Source organism: Kitasatospora sp. NPDC052896 (assembly GCF_044547075.1).
In the GTDB taxonomy this organism is placed as follows: domain Bacteria; phylum Actinomycetota; class Actinomycetes; order Streptomycetales; family Streptomycetaceae; genus Kitasatospora.
This window is the reverse complement of record NZ_JBITZU010000001.1, coordinates 1241646-1261883: the sequence shown is the minus strand read 5'-3', so window position 1 is coordinate 1261883 and position 20238 is coordinate 1241646. Positions and strand designations below refer to the sequence as shown.

The following is a 20238-nucleotide window of genomic DNA, read 5'->3' as shown; positions in this document are numbered from 1 at the left end:
GGGAGTTGACCGGCTTCGGCTTCACGGTACTGGCCTGGTTCCGCACGAGGTTACTCGGGCATGGCATGGAACGCCTCGTCTTCGACCGACTGCTGGAGCACTGCCGCGAGAGCGGGTTTGTCGGCGCCGGCGGGAAGCAGCGCACCGACTTCACGCGCGTGGTGAGCTTCTAGATGGGTGCCGCTCCGGTTCGGGGTCGTTGGGTTAGTGGTGAGTGCCTCGGCAGGGGCCTGGGGGCTGGTCACGCCGGGTCGGCGAGCCGGCGTGACGGGCGGGATGCGGCCACTGCCGGGCGAGGCGGGGCGCTCGGCTCGTTGGGCCACGAGCGCCCCTGAGCCGGGCCCGCGCATGCAGCGGAGGGGCCGTCGGCGGCCTGTGCCGCATACGGCCCCTCCTGGGTGGAGCGGGGTCTGATCAGCTGTTGTAGAGCGCGGTGATCTGCTGCGTGGTCATCGCGTACGGGTAGCTGCGGACGTCGCTGACGGCCCCGTCCAGCTTGTTGATCACAGTGGTGTTGTTGTTCATGTAGCAGGCGCCGATGGTGAACGCACGGGCCGCATTGGGCGTGGTGCTCGCACCCCAGGGCGTGGACTGGGTGGTGGAGCCGGCGTAGGTGCCGTTGACGTAGAGCGTCAGGGCGTGGGTGTCGGCGCTGTAGGTGACCGCGAGGTGGGTCCAGTTGCCCGTGGTCGCCGAGCCGTTGGCCGAGGCCACCGCGGGCCATGCCGCGTTCCAGTCGTCCTGGGACGGTGCGAGCGCGCCCCAGGCCTGGCTGGCGTGCATGTACTGCAGGTTGATCGGCGGCAGGGTGTCACCGTTCTGGCAGACGAAGCTCTGGTCACTACCGGTGCTGCCGTCCAGCCGGACCCAGGCCGAGAGGGTGTAGCTGGTGCTGGTGTCGACTGCGGCTCCGTTGGTGGCCACGGCGATCGGGGTGTTGTAGGTGGCGTTGAACGTGCCGCTCTGCCAGATCGGCTGGTTGCTCGCGGTGTAGACGGCCAGGTTGTGGTCGCTCTGCAGCCTGAGCAGGGCACCGGGGTTGTTGTTCGTACCGGTGGCCCACAGTGCGGTGCGGTTGGTGTCGTAGATGACGAAGTTGCCGTCCGGCTGCATGGTGGCCGTGGCACCCGGGTGGTTGTACGTGCCCGAGGCCCACAGGACCGTCGGCGAGTTGAGCGCGGCGAGGATCAGGTTGCCGTCGGTTTGCATGGTCAGCGTCATGTTGACCGCCGTGACACGCTGGCCCGGGTTGAGTACCGTGCCTGCGGTCAGGTTGTAGATCCCCCAGATGCCCGTGGTCTGGGTGCTGAACATGCTGCCGCTTCCGTTGAACGCGGCGGCCGCATTGGCGTTGCCCTTGTGGTCGGTGGTCCAGGTGGGGCTGCTCGGCAGGGTCAGCGGGTTCTGGCCGGTGCTGTCGGTGGCGATGCCGTTGTTGGTGTTGGCGGCGTTCAGCGGCCACTGGTCCGCCCCGAGCGAGGTGTTCAGTACGGTGCTCGGGCCGTTCCAGGTGAGACTGGGAGCGGTGGTGGTCCCGGTGACCGTGCTCGTCCACAGCTCGACGCCGCCGCTGGGCGTGATGGCCCACAGCGCGGAGGTGCCGGCGCCGGTGAGGTCGCCGTCGGAGCCCATGGCCGGAGCGGAGGTATAGGGCACGTTGCCGACGGTCGCCGTGGTGGCGATGCTCGTGATGATCGGGTAGGTGGACGCATTGCCGAACTGGTCGGTGATGCTGCCGGAGCCCAGGTTGAAGGTGTAGGCGTAGAGGTTGCCGTTGGTGACGTCGCGGGCCCACAGTCCGGGGTGGCCCTGCTTGGCCCAGTCGCCGGGGGAGATCAGCTGCAGGTTCTTCCAGCCGGTGGCCGCGATCTTGATGGGGGAACCGAAGGTGGCGTCGCTGATGGTGGGGTAGTACCAGAGTGCACCGTTGCCGTCCGGACTGGCTTCGACGGTGAGCAGGCCGGTGCGGTTCTGGAACTTCTTGTTGGTGTCCAGGTTGGTGGTGCTGGGGTCGCCGAGGGCTGCGATCTGGGTCGTGGTGGACCAGTTGGTGGCGTCATAGCCGGTGCAGTCGGTGACGGTCGGGTCGCAGGCCGGCTTGGTGAGCTGGCTGTGCGAGTCGAACACGCCGGGGATGCCGGTGTTGCCCGGGTTCGGGTAGAAGTAGAGGTTCGCCTCACCGTCCTTGTGGACGATGAGGTCGTCGACGTTCATTCCGCCGCGCAGGCTGCCGCGGTGGGTGACGCGGTAGTCGGCCCATGAGTCGCCGTCGGGTGAGCTGGCGGCCTTCGCCGCGTCCGCCGTGTTGACCGACGTGGCGAGCGGGTTGCCGGGCACGGTGTAGGCGCGGAGGTTGCCCGCCGTGTCAGCGGTGACGATGTCCGGCACGCTGTCGCCGGTGACGTTGCCGAAGGCCGGGGGCGGCCCGTTGGGGTTCCACGCCGCGTAGAAGGAGTACTGCGCGACCGGGGAGAGGTTGCCGGCGTTGTCCTGGGCTCGAACGTAGATCACGTTGGTGCCCCAGTGGCCGGGCTTCACCGGGAGCTGGTTGGCGGGGATGGCCGATCCGCACGCGGTCGTGGTGGTCTGGTCGGAGAGCTGTGGGTCCGGGCCCCAGGTGACGCACGCGACGCCCGAGGAGTTGAGGCCGCTGGGGTTCGGATCGGTGGCCGAGAAGGGGATGTAGCCCTGTTGGCCGGCGAGCAGCTTGCTGACCTGGCCGCTGCCCGAGGGCGGGAACTGCGTGGTCAGGTCGGTGACCGGCGGGAAGCTGATGGTCGGCGGGGTGAGGTCGACCTTGAAGAAGCAGGTCGGGGTCGCGCCGGACCAGGGCGCGCCAGGCAGGTTGTCGGTGGCCATGAGGCTGTAGCCGTAGGAGTGGCCGTCCTTGATCACCCCGGCCGGGATGGTGAATGATGCGGTGCTGTTGTTGGGGACCGGCGACGAGAGGCCGGAGGCGACGTCCGGGGTGCCCGGGAGGTTGTAGTCCCAGATGTGGCTCCAGCTGTAGAGCTGGGCCTGGGTCGGACTGGAGACGGTTCCGTTGATGGCGACCGCCCCGGTCCGGTCACTGCCGGCTCCCAGCCAGGCCCAGTCCGCCGAGTTGCCGTCACCGCAGGACTGTGTGGTCCGCGAGGGACTGATGGTCTTCGGCGCGGGGGTGACGTTCGGGTTGGTCGGCAGGTTGGGCGCGCGGTCGTAGCTGACCGTCAGCGACGGGTTGGTGGTCAGCCGCTTGAACGCGTTGTCGTTGCTTTCGTTGCCGTAGAGCCCGAAGGTGAGATTCGGGTAGGTGCCGGCGTACTGCTGGAACGTGGAGGTGACGTCGTAGCTGAACGGTACGTTGTCGTGGCACGCGCCGTTGCCCGAGCCGCCGATCGTGTCCTCGCCGAGCCGGCCGCCGGCCTGGCCGGGCTGGTTGGACCAGGTGGTGGCGTTGCTGATGCCACCGGTCAGGTAGAGGTCCAGCGGGTAGGTGTTCGTGCAGGACCAGTCGGCGGACACGTACTCGGAGAAGGTCAGGGTGGCCGAGTAGATGGTGGTGCCGTTCAGGGCGCCGGTGTCGAACTGGAAGAAGCTCCGGTAGGTGTCGGTCGGCGAGCAACTGCCGCCTGCGGCGTAGTAGCCGCACAGGCCGACCCCCGGGTGGTCGGTGTCGGCACTGCCGCTGCGATCCCAGTTGGAGAGGTTCGGATAGGCGGCCTGCACCCAGGTCCAGGCGCTGGCCTGGTTGCTGTAGGGGATCCAGGCCGGGTCGATGTAGAACGGAGCGGTGCCGTGGGCCAGCAGGTTCTGGTCGGGAGTCAGGTCGATGCCGTCGGCGTTCACCTTCACCGGCATCTGGGTGACCTTGGCCCCGTCTCCGGGACCGGCCTGGGTGCTCGTCGCTCGGCTGTGCTCCTGGGCATCGGTGGTGGGAACGTTCGCTGTGGGCGCCCCGGCGTCGGCGGTCCGGGCGGCGGCCTCGGCCGCCGATGTCGGGGCCGTGGAGCTGTCCCACATCTGCGGGGTCGGCGCGGTCCAGAGGACCGCGCCGTTGCTGCCGCTGGCGGTCAGGGCGCCGCTCTTGTCGGCACTGAGCGTCACTCCATCGGCGGTGGTCCCGAAATGCAGATCGCGGACCACCGGGTTGGCTGCGGCGGCCCGGGTCTTGAGGACTACTACGGTGGTCAGGCCACCGAACTTGGTGGCGGTGACTTGCAGATCGGTGTCGGGGGCGACGTCCGCGTAAGTCAGCACGTCACCATTGACCGTCGGGGCCGGCAGGCTGAACGGCGCGGTGATCGCCAGCTTCTTGCCGTTGCCGCTGGTCATCGTGGCCAGCGGCCCGTCGCCCCCCTTGGACAGCACCAGCGAGCCGGCCGCCGCCTTGGGCGAGAACGTCCCGTCGGAGTTGGTGACGAGCGTGGCGTCCAGGGGGACCCAGGTGCCGTTCCTCTTCATCCGCTGCTGGTCAGGGTGCTCGGTCAGCTGCAGGTGGCCGGCGGGCGTGGCCACCGTCTCGCTGAACTCGGTGGTCAGCGAGTCGATCGGGACGTTCCCACCAGTGGCCTTCGCCTGCGCGATGGCCTTGTCGGTCTCGTCGGCCGGAGGCTCCTCCTTCATGCGCTGCGCGGTCGCGGCCGTAATGGCGCTCTGGGAGGGCATGTCCACGGCCGAGGCGGCGCGCGCTCCCGGACCGGCGAGCGTGACAGCGAGTGTCGCTGCGGCGGCCAGTGCCAGGAGGCGGGTCTGGGCCGGCCTGCGCCGGCGGTGTCTGTTCAAGGTGGTGATTCCCCCCAAGGAACGTGAGCAGCTCCATGCTCTCTGTACAGAGGTCAGGGAGCACGGTGGTGGGTGGATGCCATTCAAGCAAGCAATTTTGGCGGTGACATGTCCCCTTTGGTTGCATTCAAGGCATTGGTGAGTCAGTGATATGACTCACTGTCAGAATTTCAACATCCTTGAGCTCAGCTTGAGTTGAGCTGATAGGGCGCCTGGTGAGATCAGCTCCGTCCGTCGGCTACTTCGCGAATCATCGAGCGGCGGAACGTGTCGGCCCGTAGTGTGCGAACGGCTCACGCCAAGAGAAGTTGACTGTAAATCAACTAAACGAGGACACATGCTGGTTCATCGACGAAGTTCGACCCGAAGCAGACCGCCTGGATCGCTTGCCGGGAAGCTGGTGGCAGTCAGCGCGATGACGTTGGTGGGTTCCCTGCTGGTCCCGGCCCAGGTGGCCGGTGCGGCAGACCTGCACGACTACTCCCGGAAGTGGTCGCCGCCGAAGACCGCGCTGCCCAGGACGCCTTCGGTGAAAGGCAAGAACGCCCCATCCACACCGGTGACCAAGCCGGCCCACCCGGTGCCCCCGACCTGGCAGCCGCCGGCCGCCGGTGTCGTCGAGGCCCGACCGCACGGCACAGCCGACGTGGTGCTCGGCACCGCGCCGGCCGTCGACTCGAAGGCCGCCGCCCATGCGGACGGTGCCCAGGCCACCGAGCCGGCGGCCGGCGCCGCCGTCCAGGCACAGGGCCTGCCGGTGAGCCTGGCTCCCCTGGCCGGCTCCCCGAATGCCTCCGCGCAGGCCGTGCGGGTGACCGTGGCCGATGACAAGACCACCTCCGCGGCCGGTATATCGGGAGTCGCGTTCTCGCTACTGCGGGCGGACTCCTCGGTCCGGAGCCAGGTCCGGGTGGCCGTCGAGGTCGACCAGCTGGGCAACGCCACCGGCGGCGACTGGACCGACCGTGCTCGGCTGGTCGAGCTGCCCGCCTGCTCCCTCTCGACTCCTCAGCTGCCCGGCTGTCTGGCGCAGACGCCGGTCTCCTCGCACTACGACGCGGCCGCCAAGAAGCTGGTCGCCGACGTCGTCCTGCCGGCGAGGGCTACCACGCCGCGCGGCGAGCCGCACGCCATGTCCACGACGGACCGGACGCAGATGCAGACCGCGGCGCCGATGGTGCTCGCCACCGTCAGCGGCTCCTCCAGCGGCGCCGGCACGTACGCGGCAACCAGCCTCAACCCCTCGCAGGCCTGGACGGCCGGCGGATCCTCGGGCTCGTTCACCTACAACTACCCGATCGCCGCGCCACCGACCCTCGGTGGCGCGCAGCCGCAGGTCGCGCTCGCCTACGACTCCTCGGCGGTGGACGGCGAGACCTCCTCCACCAACTCCCAGGCGTCGTGGATCGGTGACGGCTGGAGCTACAGTCCCGGCTACGTCGAGCGCTCCTACCAGCCCTGTGACAACGACGGCATCAACAACTCGATGGACGACTGCTGGGCGGGTGCCAACCTGACCCTCTCGCTAGCCGGCCACTCGGGTGAGCTGGTGCCCGACGACGCGAGCTGCCAGGCGAACGCCCCCGGCACCACCGAGCAGTCGAACTGCACCTGGCGGCTGAAGGACGACGACGGCATCAAGGTCCAGTTCCTGACAGGTGCCACCAACGGCACCTGGAACGGCGCCTACATCAAGGTGACCGACACCTCCGGCGGCGCCTACTACCTGGGCCTGAACCACTTGCCCGACCCCAACGGCAACCCGACCACCACCGGTCCGGCCAGCAACTCGGCCTACACGGTGCCGGTCTACTCTCCCAAGAGCGGTGACCCGTGTTACGACAGCGGCAAAGGCCAGAACTCCTGGTGCACCATGGCCTGGCGCTGGAACCTCGACTACTACGTCGACCCACACGGCAACCTGACCAGCTTCACCTACACGCCGGAGACCAACTACTACGCGCTGGGCGGCGGTCAGAACAACGGCACCGGGACCAACACCATCTACACCCGGGCCGGCGTGCTGAACACGATCAGCTACGGCCAGCTGCTGTCCGACCAGCTGAACGCGGGCGGTACCTACCAAGCGGCCGCGCAGATCGCCTTCAACTCCTCCGAGCGCTGCGTCACGTCCACGTCGGCCTGCGACCCGTCGCAGCGCACCAGCGCCAACGCGGGGAACTGGCCGGACGTTCCGATGGACGAACAGTGCGGTGCCACGGGCTCGTGCACCAACTACCAGCCCACCTTCTGGAGCACCAAGTGGCTTTCCGGCATCAGTACCCAGATCCGGTCGGGTGGCAAGTACATCCCGGTGGACACCTACACGCTGAACCACAGCTTCGTGAACGTGCAGAACGCCACGGAGAACACCCAGGTGCCCTGGCTCGGCTCGGTGCAGCGAACCGGACAGGACTCCACCGCGTCCGGGACGCAGGTCCCTCTACCGCCAGTGACCTTCACCGATGAACTGCTGCCCAACCGGGTGGACGGCACCAACCTGGTCCCGGCCCGTCCGGCGTTCAACCGCCCGCGCATCCAGCTGATCACCACTGAGACCGGCGGCACGATCGGCGTCAACTACGCCCCGCCAGCCTGCTCCCGGGTGAGCAACGTGATGCCGACCTCGGCGGACAGCGACACCTTGTCCTGCTTCAACGTCAAATGGCACCCCAGCACCGAGCAACCGGGCGCCCAGCCGATCGACGACTGGTTCCTGCGCTACCCGGTGGCCAGCGTGACGGTGAACCCGAACATCACCAACTCGGTTCCGCAAACCACTTCCTACACCTACGGCAACGCCGCCTGGCACCGCGACGACTCACCGCTGACCAAGAACATGGACCGCACTTGGGACCAGTTCCGCGGCTACGCCTCGGTCACCACCACCACCGGTAGCGGCCAGGACGGGCCCCAGGCTCAGACGTCCAGCACCTTCTACCAGGGCATGGACGGCGACCTGCTGGCCAACGGCAGTACCCGCAGCGTCACGGTGGCGGGTCCCAGGAGCGGGACGGTCACCGATACCGACTGGCTCTCCGGCCAGACCCTGGAGTCCGACACCTACTCGGCGGCCGGCGGTTCGATCACCTCGTACACCGTGAACACCAGCAGCGGCCCGTCGACCACCGCGACCCACAGCCGCGGCAGCCTGCCGGCCCTGATCGCCCGCTACGCCTCCACCACCGCAGTCTCCACGACCAAGGCGCTGAAGGCAGACGGTAGCTGGCGGACCACCAGTACCACCACGACCACCGACCCGGTCCACGGCAACCGGGTGCTGACCACGCTGAACAGTGCGGACAACCTACCGGACAGCTGTGAGCGCGACGTGTACGCGGCCGGCCCCGACCCGCAGGTCTCCTCCCTGCTCTCCGAGCAGCAGACCATCTCCGGCACGGGGGCGTGCACCACGACGCCGACCGCGGCCAACACGGTGACCTGGACCCGCTCGCTCTACGACGGGCAGCCGCTCGGCCAGCTCGGTGCCAAGCACGAGGTGACCAGTGCCCAGGCGGTGGAGGGCATCGACGGCTCGGGCAACCCGACCTTCACCACGTCGGCGGTCACCACCTACGACGCCTACGGACGTTCGATGGCGGTGACCGACCCGAACCACACCGACGCCACCCACCCCAACGGTGTCACGATCACCACCGCGTACTCCTCGGCGAACCCCGGCGAGCTGCCCAACGCGATGACCGTCACCACCCCGGCGCCAGCCGGTGCCCCGGACGCGCAGAGCGCGGGCCGGGTCACCACCACGACGCTGGCCGCCGGCCGCGACCTGCCGCTGGTGACGACCGACCCCAACGGACGGGTGACCACCCGGACTTACGACGAGCTCGGCCGCCTCACCGCAGTCTGGCAGCCGGGTGAGCCAACCGGTCAGCCGGCCAGCACGACCTTCGCCTACTCGGTACCGGGGGTGGTGAACAACGCACTGGTGCCGCCTACCATCACCACCAAGACTCTGCTGTCGAACCAGTCCTACACCACCTCGATCCAGATCATGGACGGGCTGGCGCGGACCGTGCAGGTACAGGCGGACCCGGCGATCTCGGCCTACACCGGCCGCGTGATCACCGACACGATGTACGACTCGCAGGGCCGCACCGCCCGCTCCAACGCGGCCTGGTACAACAACGACAGCGCACCCAGCACCACGCTGTACCAGACGAACACCCAGCAGGTGCCGGCGCAGACCGACACGGTCTTCGACGGCCGGGGCCGGCCGGTCAGCAGTCAGTTCCTGGCCTACGGCGTGGTACAGACCACGACCACCACCGCTTACCCGGGTGTGGACCGCACCGATGTCACCCCGCCTGCCGGTACCACGCCGACCAGCACCGTGACCGACGCCCGCGGCCAGGTGGCGCAGATCTGGCAGTACAGGACCACCACCGCCACGGGTAACGCGTCGGACGCGGACGTCACCACGTTCACCTCCACGCCCTCCGGCAAGCCGGCCACCCGCACCGACTCATCGGGCAACAACTGGACCTACAGCTACGACCTGCGTGGCCGCCAGACCAGGTCGACCGATCCGGACAGCGGAACCGTGACCCAGGTCTACAACCCGGGCGGCAGCCTGGTGAGCCAGACCGATGCCCGCGGGCAGACCATCGCTTACACCTACGACCTGCTGGGCCGCAAGACCGGCTCCTACCAGGGATCGGTGTCATCGGCCAACCAGCTGACCGCGCAGGCCTACGACACCGTGGTCAAGGGCCAGCCCGCCTCCTCGACCCGCTATGTGGGCGGGGCGGGTGGCACCGCGTACACCAGCAACGTGCTGGCCTACGACACCGCCTACCACCCGACCAAGACCACGACCACGATCCCGGGCACCGACATCGGCCAGGGTTCGACTCCGTTCACCTACACCTACCAGGCCGCCTACGACCCGATCACTGGCGCGCTGACGGCCGACAATCGCTCGGCGGTCGCGGACATCCCGGCCGAGACCGTCACTTACCACTACGACGTCTACGGGCCGCTGATCACCTTCGGCAGCGCCTCCACCACCTACGACCTGTCCTCGGACTACGACGCCTACGGGCGCGACATCCGCTCGACGGTCAACCCGTGGGGCACCCAGATCGTCCTGACCAACACCTACGACGAGTCCACCGGCCGTCAGCTGCAGCAGTTCGTCGACAAGCAGACCGCCGCCACCGGCTCGGTCCAGCAGACCACCTACGCCTACAACCCCTCGGGGCAGGTCACCGGCGTCCGGTCGATCGCCGACAACACACCGAGCAGCACGGACCTGCAGTGCTTCGGCTACGACTACCTGGGCCGGCTGACCACCGCCTGGTCGGACACCGGCACCCTGACCCTCACCCCCAACCCCTCGGTCGGTGGCCAGGGATCCTGCGCCAACAGCTCACCCACCAGCGGGGCACAGGCGCTGGCGGCCACCACGGTCGGCGGACCGGCTGCGTACTGGCAGAGCTACAGCTACGACGCCAGCGGCAACCGGACTCAGTTCGTCCAGCACGACCCGTCCGGCAACACTTCCAAGGACACCACCGTCACCCAGTCCTTCCCTGCCGCGGGAACCGTTAACGGGGCGAACGGCGCCACCGCTGGGCCGCACGCGCTGGTCTCCGCCAGCTCAGTGACCGGCGCCGGCACCCCGGCGGTGACCACCACGCAGTACGACCAATCGGGCAACACCACCCAGGTCACTGACCCCAGCGGCAACCAGTCCAAGCTGACCTGGAACAGCGAGGGCCAACTGAGCCAGTTCTCCAGCCCCAAGGCCGGCAACGTCACGTACATCTACGACGCTTCCGGTCAGCAGTTGGAGAAGCAGACACCTGGATACACCACGGTCTACCTCGGCGACGACGAACTGACCTACCAGGACGGCACACTGACCGGGACCCGGTACTACAGCATCCCCGGCGGCATCACCCTGGTCCGCCAAGGCGGCAAGCAAACCTATGAGTTCGCCGACGACCACGGCAGCAACACACTGTCGATCGACGGGACCTCACTGGCCGAGACCAGGCGTCCACTCGATCCGTTCGGCAACCCGCGCGGCCTCCAGCCGAGCACCTGGGCCGGTGACAAGGGCTTCGTGGGCGGCCTCGAGGACGACACGACTGAACTGACCACGCTCGGCGCCCGGTTCTACCAGCCGAGCACCGGACGCTTCATCAGCCCCGACCCGCTCACCCAACCCACCAGCCCCCAGCAGTGGAACGCCTACGCCTACGCCAACAACAACCCGGTCGACAGCAGCGACCCGACCGGACTCTGCCCGGCGGACCTCTGCGGGATCGGCACCCCGATCGGAGGCACCGGAAGCGGCCCGGACAACCCGGTCAGGGTGGTTACCACCGGTCCGGAGGACCCCGACAATCCGGACAGCGGCGACGTTCACAACGGGGTCCTGACCAAGCCCTACTCTCCCCCGGACGACAAGGTCGACAAAGCCCAGAGCGCGGGGTTCGGATGCGACAAGCCGACCGGCTCCCAGCGGACCTGGTTCATGGACAAGGCCGGCAGCGACCACGGCATCATCATGGTGAGGTTCTTCATCCATCACAAGGACGCCGCCTTCGGCTCCCTACTGGGTGACGACCGCGGATTCTCCGACGACCCGGATGCCCCCTACCGCATGGTCCTGTACTGGGACACCGAAACCGGTGAGATCAGCTTCACCGTCGCGCCCTCCACAGAGCCGGGAACCTACCAACCCGCCGCGACGAGGTTCGGCCGACCCCCCACGGCCCCGCCGACGCTGCTTCCGGCACGGCCATTGGACGTCGGCCCCTACAGCGCTGAGACGACCCTGAAGTGGCACAACAACATCAACCCAGAGATCGAGACCCCCGATGAGGTCAAGGTGGACATCCACGGCATCAACGCCGGAATACCGGTGTTCTCGGCCAATGCGACAGTGACCATCAGCCTCGGCAGTCACTCAGTATCGGTGGAGCGCAAGGGCGACAGCTATCCGGACATGGAGGTGGTGCAGTACCGTCCCGGCATGACACCGAACACGATCGGCCAAGACCCCATGCAGAAGGTCAGCGGCTCCCCGGACGACGGCATCATCACCGTGCCGGGCCTCGCTGGGAACCGTGATCACACCTTCGGTTGCGATGCCTGCTAACCAGCAGCCCGGGGGAGCGCTGCGCTGGTTCGTCACGGCGGCCGGGAGATACGTGCTGGCCTGTACCGCCTTCTGGCTGGCCCTCGCCGCGACCGCCGCTTTGTTGACGGAGCTGCACACCGACTCGGGCTGGACCCAACTGCCGAACCTGATCAGGCGAGGAATTCCGATGCTCGCCGGAATATCGATCCCGCTGCTCCTGCTGGTCATTCCGATACGGTATACAAAGGAATCACGAGCGATGGCCGGGCTGGTCCTGTCATTCCCGCTGATCTGCCTCATGTTCCTTTTCGGGCCCGCGCTGCTGCTGGTTGCTCTGATCGCGTTCCAGGCCGCTTTCGCGTGGTGGGGCCTGCCCACCCGCCGGCCCGGGGCTACCGGCAACCGCTGAGCGAACACCAGACGCCGGTCCGTGAGAACTTCTCACGGACCGGCGTGCTCTCGTGTTCGCCTCGACCGTCTGGTCTTGCGAGGTGGCCATACGGAACCCTGAGCTGGCGATGTGCCTGGCTGAACTCCTCTCGCGCCCAGGTCGGTTCCCTGGTGTTGGCCGAACAGGACCTGGCCGTTGAGCTGGGAGTCCATCTCTGCGGTCTACGGCTGCGCCAACACTCGTGACAAGGTCTCACTTGGCTGGAGGACCCCGCGCTCAACGGCACAGATAGCCTCATCGCTTTTCCAATACCCCTCGACAGCGAGCTGCGCTCCACCGCCCAGCAGCAACTGCACCACCGCGTCGTCAGGGCCGTCGGCGAGGCGGTAGCCGCCGTGATCGCCATGGACCAGCTGGTCCGAGCGGTGTACGCCGACCTCGACACGGACATCATCACCAGCATCAGCCAGGTCGACCTCGCCCAGCTCCACGCCCACCGCCCCTCCCTGGCCTGGGAGGACGCCGTCAAGACCCTGGTCAACAACCGGCTGCCCGACACCCCCCGCCTCACCGCCCTCGCCTACCAGGCCGTGGCCGATCAGCTGGCCGCAGACCGCCAGTAGCAGGCAGCCCTGTGGCTGCCACCCCCACGGTGGGCGGCAGCCACAGGGCGTATGTCGCTTCGATGTCGTTCCTGCCAGTCACGATCCATTCAACGGCCTTGCAGCGTATGGTCCTTGCTACCGAACCGCTCTGCGAAAGGATCGCATGACCGACTACGACCACAAGTTCTATAACCCCGCCCCGAACCCGCCCGCACCGCCATCCTCGCAGTCCCCCACCCCGCAGAGCTCAACCCCCACGGCATCACCATCACCTGCACCAACTGCGGCGCCCACCGCGACTGGCTCCTCCTCGCCGTCCGCGACCAGATCTTCGTCCGCTGCCACTGTGCCCACGAATAGCGCGAGGCCGACCTCACTCGTGCCGAATTCGACCTGCACTACGTCGAACCCGAGCGTGAATGGGCCGACTTCGAGACCACCATGAGAGCCCTCGCCTTCGACGGGATGATGGCCGGAACGACTTGGAATTGACGAGCCGGATTGCGCTCGTCGCAACCGATGCGTCCTCGTTCCGATTATGGGACTGGCGCGCAGCGAAGGCCGGGACTGGGATCCCGTGCGGCGGGTGAAGTGCTGGATCTCACCAAGCTGGCGTCAGCCGACTGCCGTCCACCCCCAAGGTCGGCGCCCGTTCTCTCCCCGTAGGCACGCGAGCCGGTAGTGGGCCTCGGCACGGTGCCGAGCCGGATCGGCCGCGGCGTGCTGGAGCGCGAAGCAAGTGACCCGGAGCTCGCGGATGTCCCGCAGTACCGGGTAGCCGGCCCACGTCATCACGTCGGTTCCGTACGCCTCGCAGTACGCCGCGTACTCCCGTTCCGAAACGGTGCCGAAGGTGCCGTAGCCAACCGCAGTGGCGGTGAGGTCCCACTCTGGGGGCCCGAGCGACGTTCGTTCGAAGTCCAGCAGGTACGAGGCAGTTGGCGTGACGGCCACGTTTCCGCGCCAGGCATCGCCGTGGATGACGCTCCTCGGCAGGCCCGGCGGGAGACCGAGCCATGCCTTCTCCAGCTCGATCAGACGGTCGCGCAGCCACTGGCGTTGCGCGTCCTCGAGGGTGGCCGCACCGTCGATCCGAGCGGCGAGCCGGACAAACGGGTCGAGGATGCCCAGCGCCAGCTCCGGAATTGGGAGTTCGTGGACACGGCGGAGGAGCGGCGCGATGTCGGCGGCGGTCCCCGGCCGGTGCGGAGGCAGCTCGTGCCAGAAGGTCACCGGGCTGCCGTCGACGTCCACAGGCTTCCGTAGGTGAGCGAGCGGGCGCACCGCCGGCACCCCGCAGTCGCGCAGCCATCGGGTGACCGCCAGCTCACGTCCGGCAGCAGCCAACTGCCCGGGGCGGCTGATACGGGCCACGACCCCGCGCGGCAGCCGCCACAGCGCGTTCTCACCGATCTGGATCGGCTCGGCGCCAGCCGCGGACAGGCCCACGGCCGCGCACGCCTCGAGCAGCAGGGAGTGGGAGTCCTCGATGCTGCTCACAAGGCCACCGCAGCGGCGATCTGCTCCCGCAGGTCGCGGACGTCGGCGAGACTGCGGTGGCGGTGGGCGACCCGGCCCAGTTCGGCCAGTTCGTGGTTGGCACGCAGCGAGCGGAGGTCGCTCACTTCGGCGAGCGCGCTGAGTCCCTCAGCCAGGGCCTGCTCCGGGTCACTGGCTGCCATCTGCAGCGTGGCCAGCTTGGTGCGTGAGAACGCGCGGGACCTGGCGAAGCCGTCGCCGTGGCTGTCGACTGCGGTCTGCAGCCGCCGGAGCGCCTCCTGGGGCGGATGGCCGGCGAGGGCGAGGTCGAACAGGGCGTGACCGGTGTCCCCGTGGTGCTGCGCGCTGTCGTAGTACGCCATCCACGGTCCCTCGGCCGCCGGGACAATCGACGCGAACGAGTCGTCGGAGGCGCCGATGGCGGCCAACGTCGGTTGGGTCCGGCCCATCTTGGCCAGGGCCCGGGCGCGCGCGTTGTGGAGCATGGAGCGCTCGGCAGGGGAGAGCCGGTCGGCGCGGGCCAGGCCGAGCTCCGCGAGGGTGAGACCGGTGTCGGGATCGCCGCGCCAGATGGCCTGGCGGGAGCGCAGGTTGTAGGAGATGGCGCGCAGCGGCCAGTTGTCCACTTCCTCGGAGCACGCCGTCGCGAAGGCGAACAGGCGCTGCGCGTCCTCGTGGGCGAAGGCGTCGAAGGCCGAGGCCCCGACCACGGTAGCGAGGCGGCTCACGGCGCTGAACAGGTCACCGCGCAGCGGTGCTGGGCAGCGGCTGTTCAGGAGGGCGGCGGCCCAACGGAGTTGGGCGAGTGCGGTGTCGCGGACGACACCCGCGCCGCCGTAGAGGTTGTCCCAGCTGCGCAGAGTGGTCGCCGCACTGTGGATCTGTTCGACATCGGCGGGTCGGACCACGGCGGGTGCGGCGGGTGCAGGGGTGGCGGCCAGCAACTGGAGCAGCGGACCGGCGGCGATGGCCGTGCTCGTTGCGGCGAGAAAGTTCCGTCGTTCCATGGGATCGGACTCGCTCCACTCGGAGGTGGGTTGGGATCCCTCCAGCCTGCCTCCGAGACGGGTCTGTCGGGGAGACTCAGTGGGCCCGCCGTGCCGTTTGTCCATTTCCCGGGAGCGGTTGTCCATTTCGGCTTGAGCCAGTGCCAGGCTCCGCGCGAGAACGCCCCCCGTGTCCAACGCGGCGTCTAAAGCCTTCGCGTGCTGGAGCTTGCACACCCGCTCCGCCCGCTCGAACTTGCTGATCAGGTCACCACTGAGGTGGACCAGGCGCCCGAGTTCGTCCTGGCTCAGCTTCCTGAGCTCCCGCCAGTGCCGGAGTTCCGCGCCGAACCAGTGCGCCGCGGACTGGGTGGGGTCCAAGGGCTTCGGTGGTCGCGGCAACTGATCCCCCAGGCGTCTCTAGTGGACAGCAGCCGCTGTCCGATTGCCGGGACTGGTCGGGCGGTTCCCGGCAGGGCTGGATGTCTCCAAGCGCTCACCGCCCATTACACACCGCTACCGGTGCGGTGTGGAGGGGGATCGGCGCATTCGCAACGACGAACCGCATGTGCCCATGGTCCGGGCGCGCAGTCGGTTCGACGACACCCGCCTGGAAGAGGAGATCGCCGTGCAACGTGTCAGCACGATCGTGCAGAACACCAGCATCACCATCGAAACGGGACGCCCGCAGCCCACTGACCTCGTCCTGCTGGAGCGGAAGGGACTCGGTCACCCCGACACCCTCGCCGACCACCTGGCCGAGGAGCTCTCCAGGGCCTACAGCCGTTACACGCTCGACCGCTTCGGGGCCGTGCTCCACCACAACTTCGACAAGCTCGCCCTGCTCGGCGGCTCCTGCGAGGTCCGCTACGGCGCCGGCCGGATGACGGCTCCGGTGAAGGTACTGGTCAATGGCCGGGCCGCGTACGCCTGCGGCGGCGAGGACATCCCGGTGTGGGAGTTGGTCGAGCAGGCCGTCATGGCCTTCTTCCACGACCGGCTGCCCGAGCTCGCCGGCCACCTCGACCTGGTCTTCAACATCACCAGCAACCCCAGCCCCGGCGCGGTGGTCACTAACGAGAGTGGCACCGACCGCTCGCGCTGGTTCGCCCCCCGCTCGGTGGACGACCTGCGCGAGCGTCACACCCTGCTCGCCAACGACACCTCGCTCGGCACCGGCTGGGCTCCGATGGCCCCGTTCGAGCAGTTCGCCCACGCACTCGTCAACCACCTGTCAGGGCTCAGCGAGTTCACCCGGGCGAACCCCTGGTGCGGCTCCGACGTGAAGCTGATGGGGCACTTCGACGGCGCCAAGGCCGAGGCCATCCTGTGCGTCCCGCAGAAGTCCGAGCACGTGCCCGACCGGGCCGCGTACCTCGCCAACAAGGAGGAGGTCCTGGCCGAGTGCGCCCGGTTCACCGAGCAGCACCTCCCCGGCGTCGAGATCACCTTCCTCCTCAACGCCCATGACGTCCCCGAGAAGGACGAGCTCTACCTGACCTACACCGGCAGCTCCATCGAGTCGGGCGACGAGGGCGTCGTCGGCCGCGGCAACCGGGTCAACGGCCTGATCACCCCGCTTCGCCCGATGAACCTGGAAGGGGCCAGCGGAAAGAACCCCGTGTACCACGTCGGGAAGCTCTACAACCTCGCGGCCACCCGGCTCGCCCAGCGCCTGTACGACGAGACCGGCAGCTACGCCGAGGTGCACCTGGTCAGCGCGACCGGCCAGCGGCTCGACCAACCCTGGAAGGTCCTGGTCCGGCTCGCGGCCGAGGACCCGGAGATCGAGAAGGTACAGGCCCAGGTCACCCTGGCCCTCGGGGGCTTCCCGGAGCTCACCGCCGAGCTGGTCCACCACGGCGTCCGCCTCAGCTGATGCACACCGACTCGCCCACGCTCCTGCCCCCGCGCAGCGCTTGGCAGCGGCTCCGGGAGCACTACGGTCCGGGGGTGCACGGGTGGCTGGCCCGAGCCCCTGAGGTCTTCAACGAAGCCGCACGCCGCTGGCAGTTGACCCTCGACAGCTACCACGACGCCGGCCACGCCTCCCTGGTGATGGTGGCGCGCGAGCGAACCAGCGGGCGCGAGGTCCTGTTGAAGGCATGGCCCGACCACAGCCGCTACCGCAACGAGATGATCGCACTGGGGATCTGGGCGGCTGGGCCGGCCGTCAGGGTGCTCGAGCACGCGGACGACCTCGGCGTCGCCGCCCTGGAGATGGTGGCAGCCGTACCCGGCGGTTCCGTCGGACCGGAGATGCACGAGTACGAGACAGTGGCCGCCGCTCTGTGGCAACTACATCGCCTCGGCCGGGCCGCGAACACCGCAGCGGCAGCACTTCCCAGCCTCCACGACTTCCTCGAATGCGAGTTGGTACCGCGAGTGCACCGTCGCCTGGCGGCGCAACGCCCCCAGCTGGAGGTCGACTGGGCGAGGCTCGGCGAGCGCTTGGTCACCGGCCTGCGCCCGGACGCGGCACGGGCATCGGTCCTTCACGCGGACGTCTACCGCGAGAACGTCCTCTTCGACGACCACCGGAAGCCGGTCCTTGCGGACCCCCTGCCGATGGTAGGCGACGAGGTCTTCGACTGGGCGTTCTGGACCGTCTACTACAACCTGGGCACGGACACACGGGACCGCTTCGAGATCGCCGTCACCACCGCTGGCCACGATCCGCGGCGGCTACGCCACTGGAGCCTCGCACTTTGCGTGGACGGACTCCTCTACTACCGCGAACTGGGGGACCACCGCGCCTTGGTGATGGAGCGGGTGATCGCAGGGCTGGCCGGCGACCTCGATCTCACTGCGGTACCGGAGAAGGGCGGCCAGACGTGACCACCTACCTCCTGCGCCATTCCAGCACCCACTACAGCGCGGCTCACCGGGTCAACGGCGACCCGACTGTCGATCTTCCACTGGATTCGGCGGGACGCGCCGCCTGCCGGACCGGTAGCGGCGTGCTCGCTGCAGTTCAACCGAAGATCTGGCTCACCTCGGCGTTCGCCCGGACGGGTGAGACGGCCCGGCTGCTGATGGGCGATGCCGATCAGCCCGTCAGGGTCGAGCCCGCCTTCAATGAAGTCGACTACGGGCACTTCGAAGGCGGCCTCTTCACGGAGTACGCGCGCTGGCTCGTGGCCGCCGGACCATGGGAAAACCCGCCCGGGGCCGCCGAGTCACAGCGCGAAGCCATCCGCAGAATGCTTGCCGGCCTCCGGAGCGCACTCCAACTGCCCTCGCCTCGGACTGTCGTCGCGCACGGCCTGCTGGCCTCCGTGCTGCGGTGGCAAAGACGGACCTCGCACGACGCCCCCGGGCGGGCCATGCCGATCTTCTTCGACGAGGTGCCCTGCCTGTACCTGGTCAGGATCGAGGACGGCGAACTCGAAGACCTGACCACGGCCCTGCTCGAAGTCCTGGAGGCGGAGGAAAAGGACACCGCCGCAGCGGGCGGATGGTCATCGCGGCCAGAAGACCAGCGCACGCTTGCTACCTTCGATGGACCATCTGTCCAGCTGGAGGAGAAGAACTCCCATGCATGATCCCCGCGCCCTCATCGAGATGGGCTCCGAGGCGGTCCGCCGCCTCGCCCGCCGCGGCTACACCCTGGATCTCTCTGCGTTGGAGTCTCTTCAGTCCCGCCGATCCCAGCTCATCACTCGCGTGGACGAGCTGCGGGCCGAGTCGAAGCGGGTCGCCCAGCAGGTCCAGCAGGCGGCCCGCCAGGGCGGCGACACCGAGACGCTGAAGGACCGGGCCCGCGAGCTCAAGGAAGAGATCCGGTCGGCCGAGGCGGAGCAGGAGCAGGTGCAGCAGGAGTTGCGCGACTTCCTGCTGACCATCCCCAACCTGCCGCTCGACAGCACCCCCGAGGGCGACTCGGACGAGCACGCCGTCGAGATCCGTCGCGTCGGCGCGCCGCCGTCCTTCTCCTTCGAGCCGAAGGACCATGTGGACCTCGGCGAGGCCCTCGGCATCCTCGACTTCGCCCGTGCCAGCAAGCTCTCCGGCTCCCGGTTCAGCGTCTCGCGCGGTCCCGGCGCCGCCATCGAGCGCGCCCTGGCGACGCTCTTCCTGGACCTGCACACCAAGCGGCACGGCTATGTCGAGCACGCCGTCCCGTACCTCGTCACCCGGCAGACCATGACCGGCACTGGCCAGCTCCCGAAGTTCGAGGAGGACCTCTTCGCCACCGGCATGGGGGAACGCGAGCTCTTCCTGATCCCGACCGCCGAGGTCCCGCTCACCAACCTCTACGCGGACGAGATCATCCCTCCCGCCGAACTCCCCCTGGCCCTCACCGCGCACACCCCGTGCTTCCGCTCGGAGGCCGGCTCCTACGGCCGTGACACCCGCGGCATCCTGCGCCAGCACCAGTTCTCCAAGGTCGAGATGGTCCGCATCTGCGACCCCGAGGACTCCCAGGCCCAGCTGGAGAAGATGCTCAGCCACGCCGAAGCCTGCCTCAAGGAGCTGGGACTGGTCTACCGGGTCGTCCAGCTCGCCGCCGGCGACCTCGGCTTCTCCGCCCAGATCACCTACGACATCGAGGTCTGGCTGCCCAGCCAGCAGACCTACCGCGAGATCTCCTCCGTCTCAGACTGCGGCTCCTTCCAGGCCCGCCGCGCAGGCATCCGCACCCGGGACGAACACGGCAAGACCAAGCCGGTCGCCACCCTCAACGGCTCCGGACTGCCCATCGGCCGCACCCTGGCCGCCCTTCTCGAACAGTGCCAGCAGCAGGACGGCTCCATCGTTCTGCCCGAGGCCCTGGTGCCCTACCTCGGATTCCGCCGGATCTCGGCGGACGGAACAACGGAGGCATAAGTGTTAGTCGGCATCTGCGACTTCCCCAGCAGCTACACCTTCCCGCCCGTC

The 20238-nt window shown here is 68.5% G+C and carries 11 protein-coding genes and 1 pseudogene; 8 read left to right on the top strand and 4 right to left on the bottom strand.

Going from position 1 to position 20238, the window contains the following annotated elements:
• The first annotated feature begins 5 nt into the window (after nucleotides 1-5).
• Nucleotides 6-173: a hypothetical protein gene (locus ACIGXM_RS05820; protein WP_396557149.1), complete on the top strand. Its 168-nt coding sequence runs from the start codon at nucleotides 6-8 to the stop codon at nucleotides 171-173.
• 241 nt (nucleotides 174-414) lie between these two features.
• Here the strand turns inward: ACIGXM_RS05820 and ACIGXM_RS05815 are convergent, their stop codons facing one another.
• Nucleotides 415-4605 (bottom strand): LamG-like jellyroll fold domain-containing protein, encoded by a 4191-nt coding sequence (locus ACIGXM_RS05815; protein WP_396557147.1) that lies wholly within the window; start codon nucleotides 4603-4605, stop codon nucleotides 415-417.
• A 559-nt stretch (nucleotides 4606-5164) separates the two neighbouring features.
• Between ACIGXM_RS05815 and ACIGXM_RS05810 the strand changes: the two genes are divergently transcribed.
• The 3 genes from ACIGXM_RS05810 (at nucleotide 5165) to ACIGXM_RS05800 (ending at nucleotide 12889) form a co-directional block, all read left to right on the top strand.
• Nucleotides 5165-11893, top strand: coding sequence for an RHS repeat-associated core domain-containing protein (locus tag ACIGXM_RS05810; RefSeq protein ID WP_396557145.1), 6729 nt, complete (start codon nucleotides 5165-5167; stop codon nucleotides 11891-11893).
• Nucleotides 11862-12284 carry a hypothetical protein gene (locus ACIGXM_RS05805; protein ID WP_396557143.1) on the top strand — a complete coding sequence of 141 codons (423 nt, stop codon included), beginning with the start codon at nucleotides 11862-11864 and terminating at the stop codon, nucleotides 12282-12284. The genes ACIGXM_RS05810 and ACIGXM_RS05805 overlap by 32 nt, the downstream gene beginning before the upstream one ends.
• A gap of 377 nt (nucleotides 12285-12661) precedes the next feature.
• Nucleotides 12662-12889, top strand: a complete 228-nt coding sequence (locus ACIGXM_RS05800; protein ID WP_396557141.1) for a hypothetical protein — start codon at nucleotides 12662-12664, stop codon at nucleotides 12887-12889.
• A gap of 597 nt (nucleotides 12890-13486) precedes the next feature.
• Here ACIGXM_RS05800 and ACIGXM_RS05795 read toward each other — a convergent pair.
• The 3 genes and pseudogenes from ACIGXM_RS05795 to ACIGXM_RS05785 all read right to left on the bottom strand — a co-directional run.
• Nucleotides 13487-14371, bottom strand: coding sequence for a phosphotransferase enzyme family protein (locus tag ACIGXM_RS05795; protein WP_396557139.1), 885 nt, complete (start codon nucleotides 14369-14371; stop codon nucleotides 13487-13489).
• Nucleotides 14368-15378 carry a hypothetical protein gene (locus ACIGXM_RS05790; RefSeq protein WP_396557400.1) on the bottom strand — a complete coding sequence of 337 codons (1011 nt, stop codon included), beginning with the start codon at nucleotides 15376-15378 and terminating at the stop codon, nucleotides 14368-14370. Before ACIGXM_RS05790 ends, ACIGXM_RS05795 begins: the two co-directional genes overlap by 4 nt.
• A gap of 159 nt (nucleotides 15379-15537) precedes the next feature.
• Nucleotides 15538-15738 (bottom strand): annotated as a pseudogene (locus ACIGXM_RS05785) (helix-turn-helix domain-containing protein); the annotation flags it as partial.
• A 247-nt stretch (nucleotides 15739-15985) separates the two neighbouring features.
• On the opposite strand from ACIGXM_RS05785, the gene ACIGXM_RS05780 reads away from it, so the two are divergent.
• Genes ACIGXM_RS05780 through serS form a run of 4 tightly spaced genes read left to right on the top strand, consistent with a single transcriptional unit; the run spans nucleotide 15986 to nucleotide 20187 of the window.
• Nucleotides 15986-17236 (top strand): methionine adenosyltransferase, encoded by a 1251-nt coding sequence (locus ACIGXM_RS05780; protein WP_396557138.1) that lies wholly within the window; start codon nucleotides 15986-15988, stop codon nucleotides 17234-17236.
• On the top strand, nucleotides 17236-18195 hold the full coding sequence (locus ACIGXM_RS05775; protein WP_396557136.1) for an aminoglycoside phosphotransferase family protein: 960 nt from the start codon (nucleotides 17236-17238) through the stop codon (nucleotides 18193-18195). The genes ACIGXM_RS05780 and ACIGXM_RS05775 overlap by 1 nt, the downstream gene beginning before the upstream one ends.
• A complete protein-coding gene (locus tag ACIGXM_RS05770; RefSeq protein WP_396557134.1) occupies nucleotides 18192-18902 on the top strand; it encodes a histidine phosphatase family protein in 711 nt (236 codons plus the stop codon). The genes ACIGXM_RS05775 and ACIGXM_RS05770 overlap by 4 nt, the downstream gene beginning before the upstream one ends.
• A complete protein-coding gene (gene serS / locus ACIGXM_RS05765) occupies nucleotides 18895-20187 on the top strand; it encodes a serine--tRNA ligase (RefSeq protein ID WP_396557132.1) in 1293 nt (430 codons plus the stop codon). The genes ACIGXM_RS05770 and serS overlap by 8 nt, the downstream gene beginning before the upstream one ends.
• Nucleotides 20188-20238: the final 51 nt, after the last annotated feature.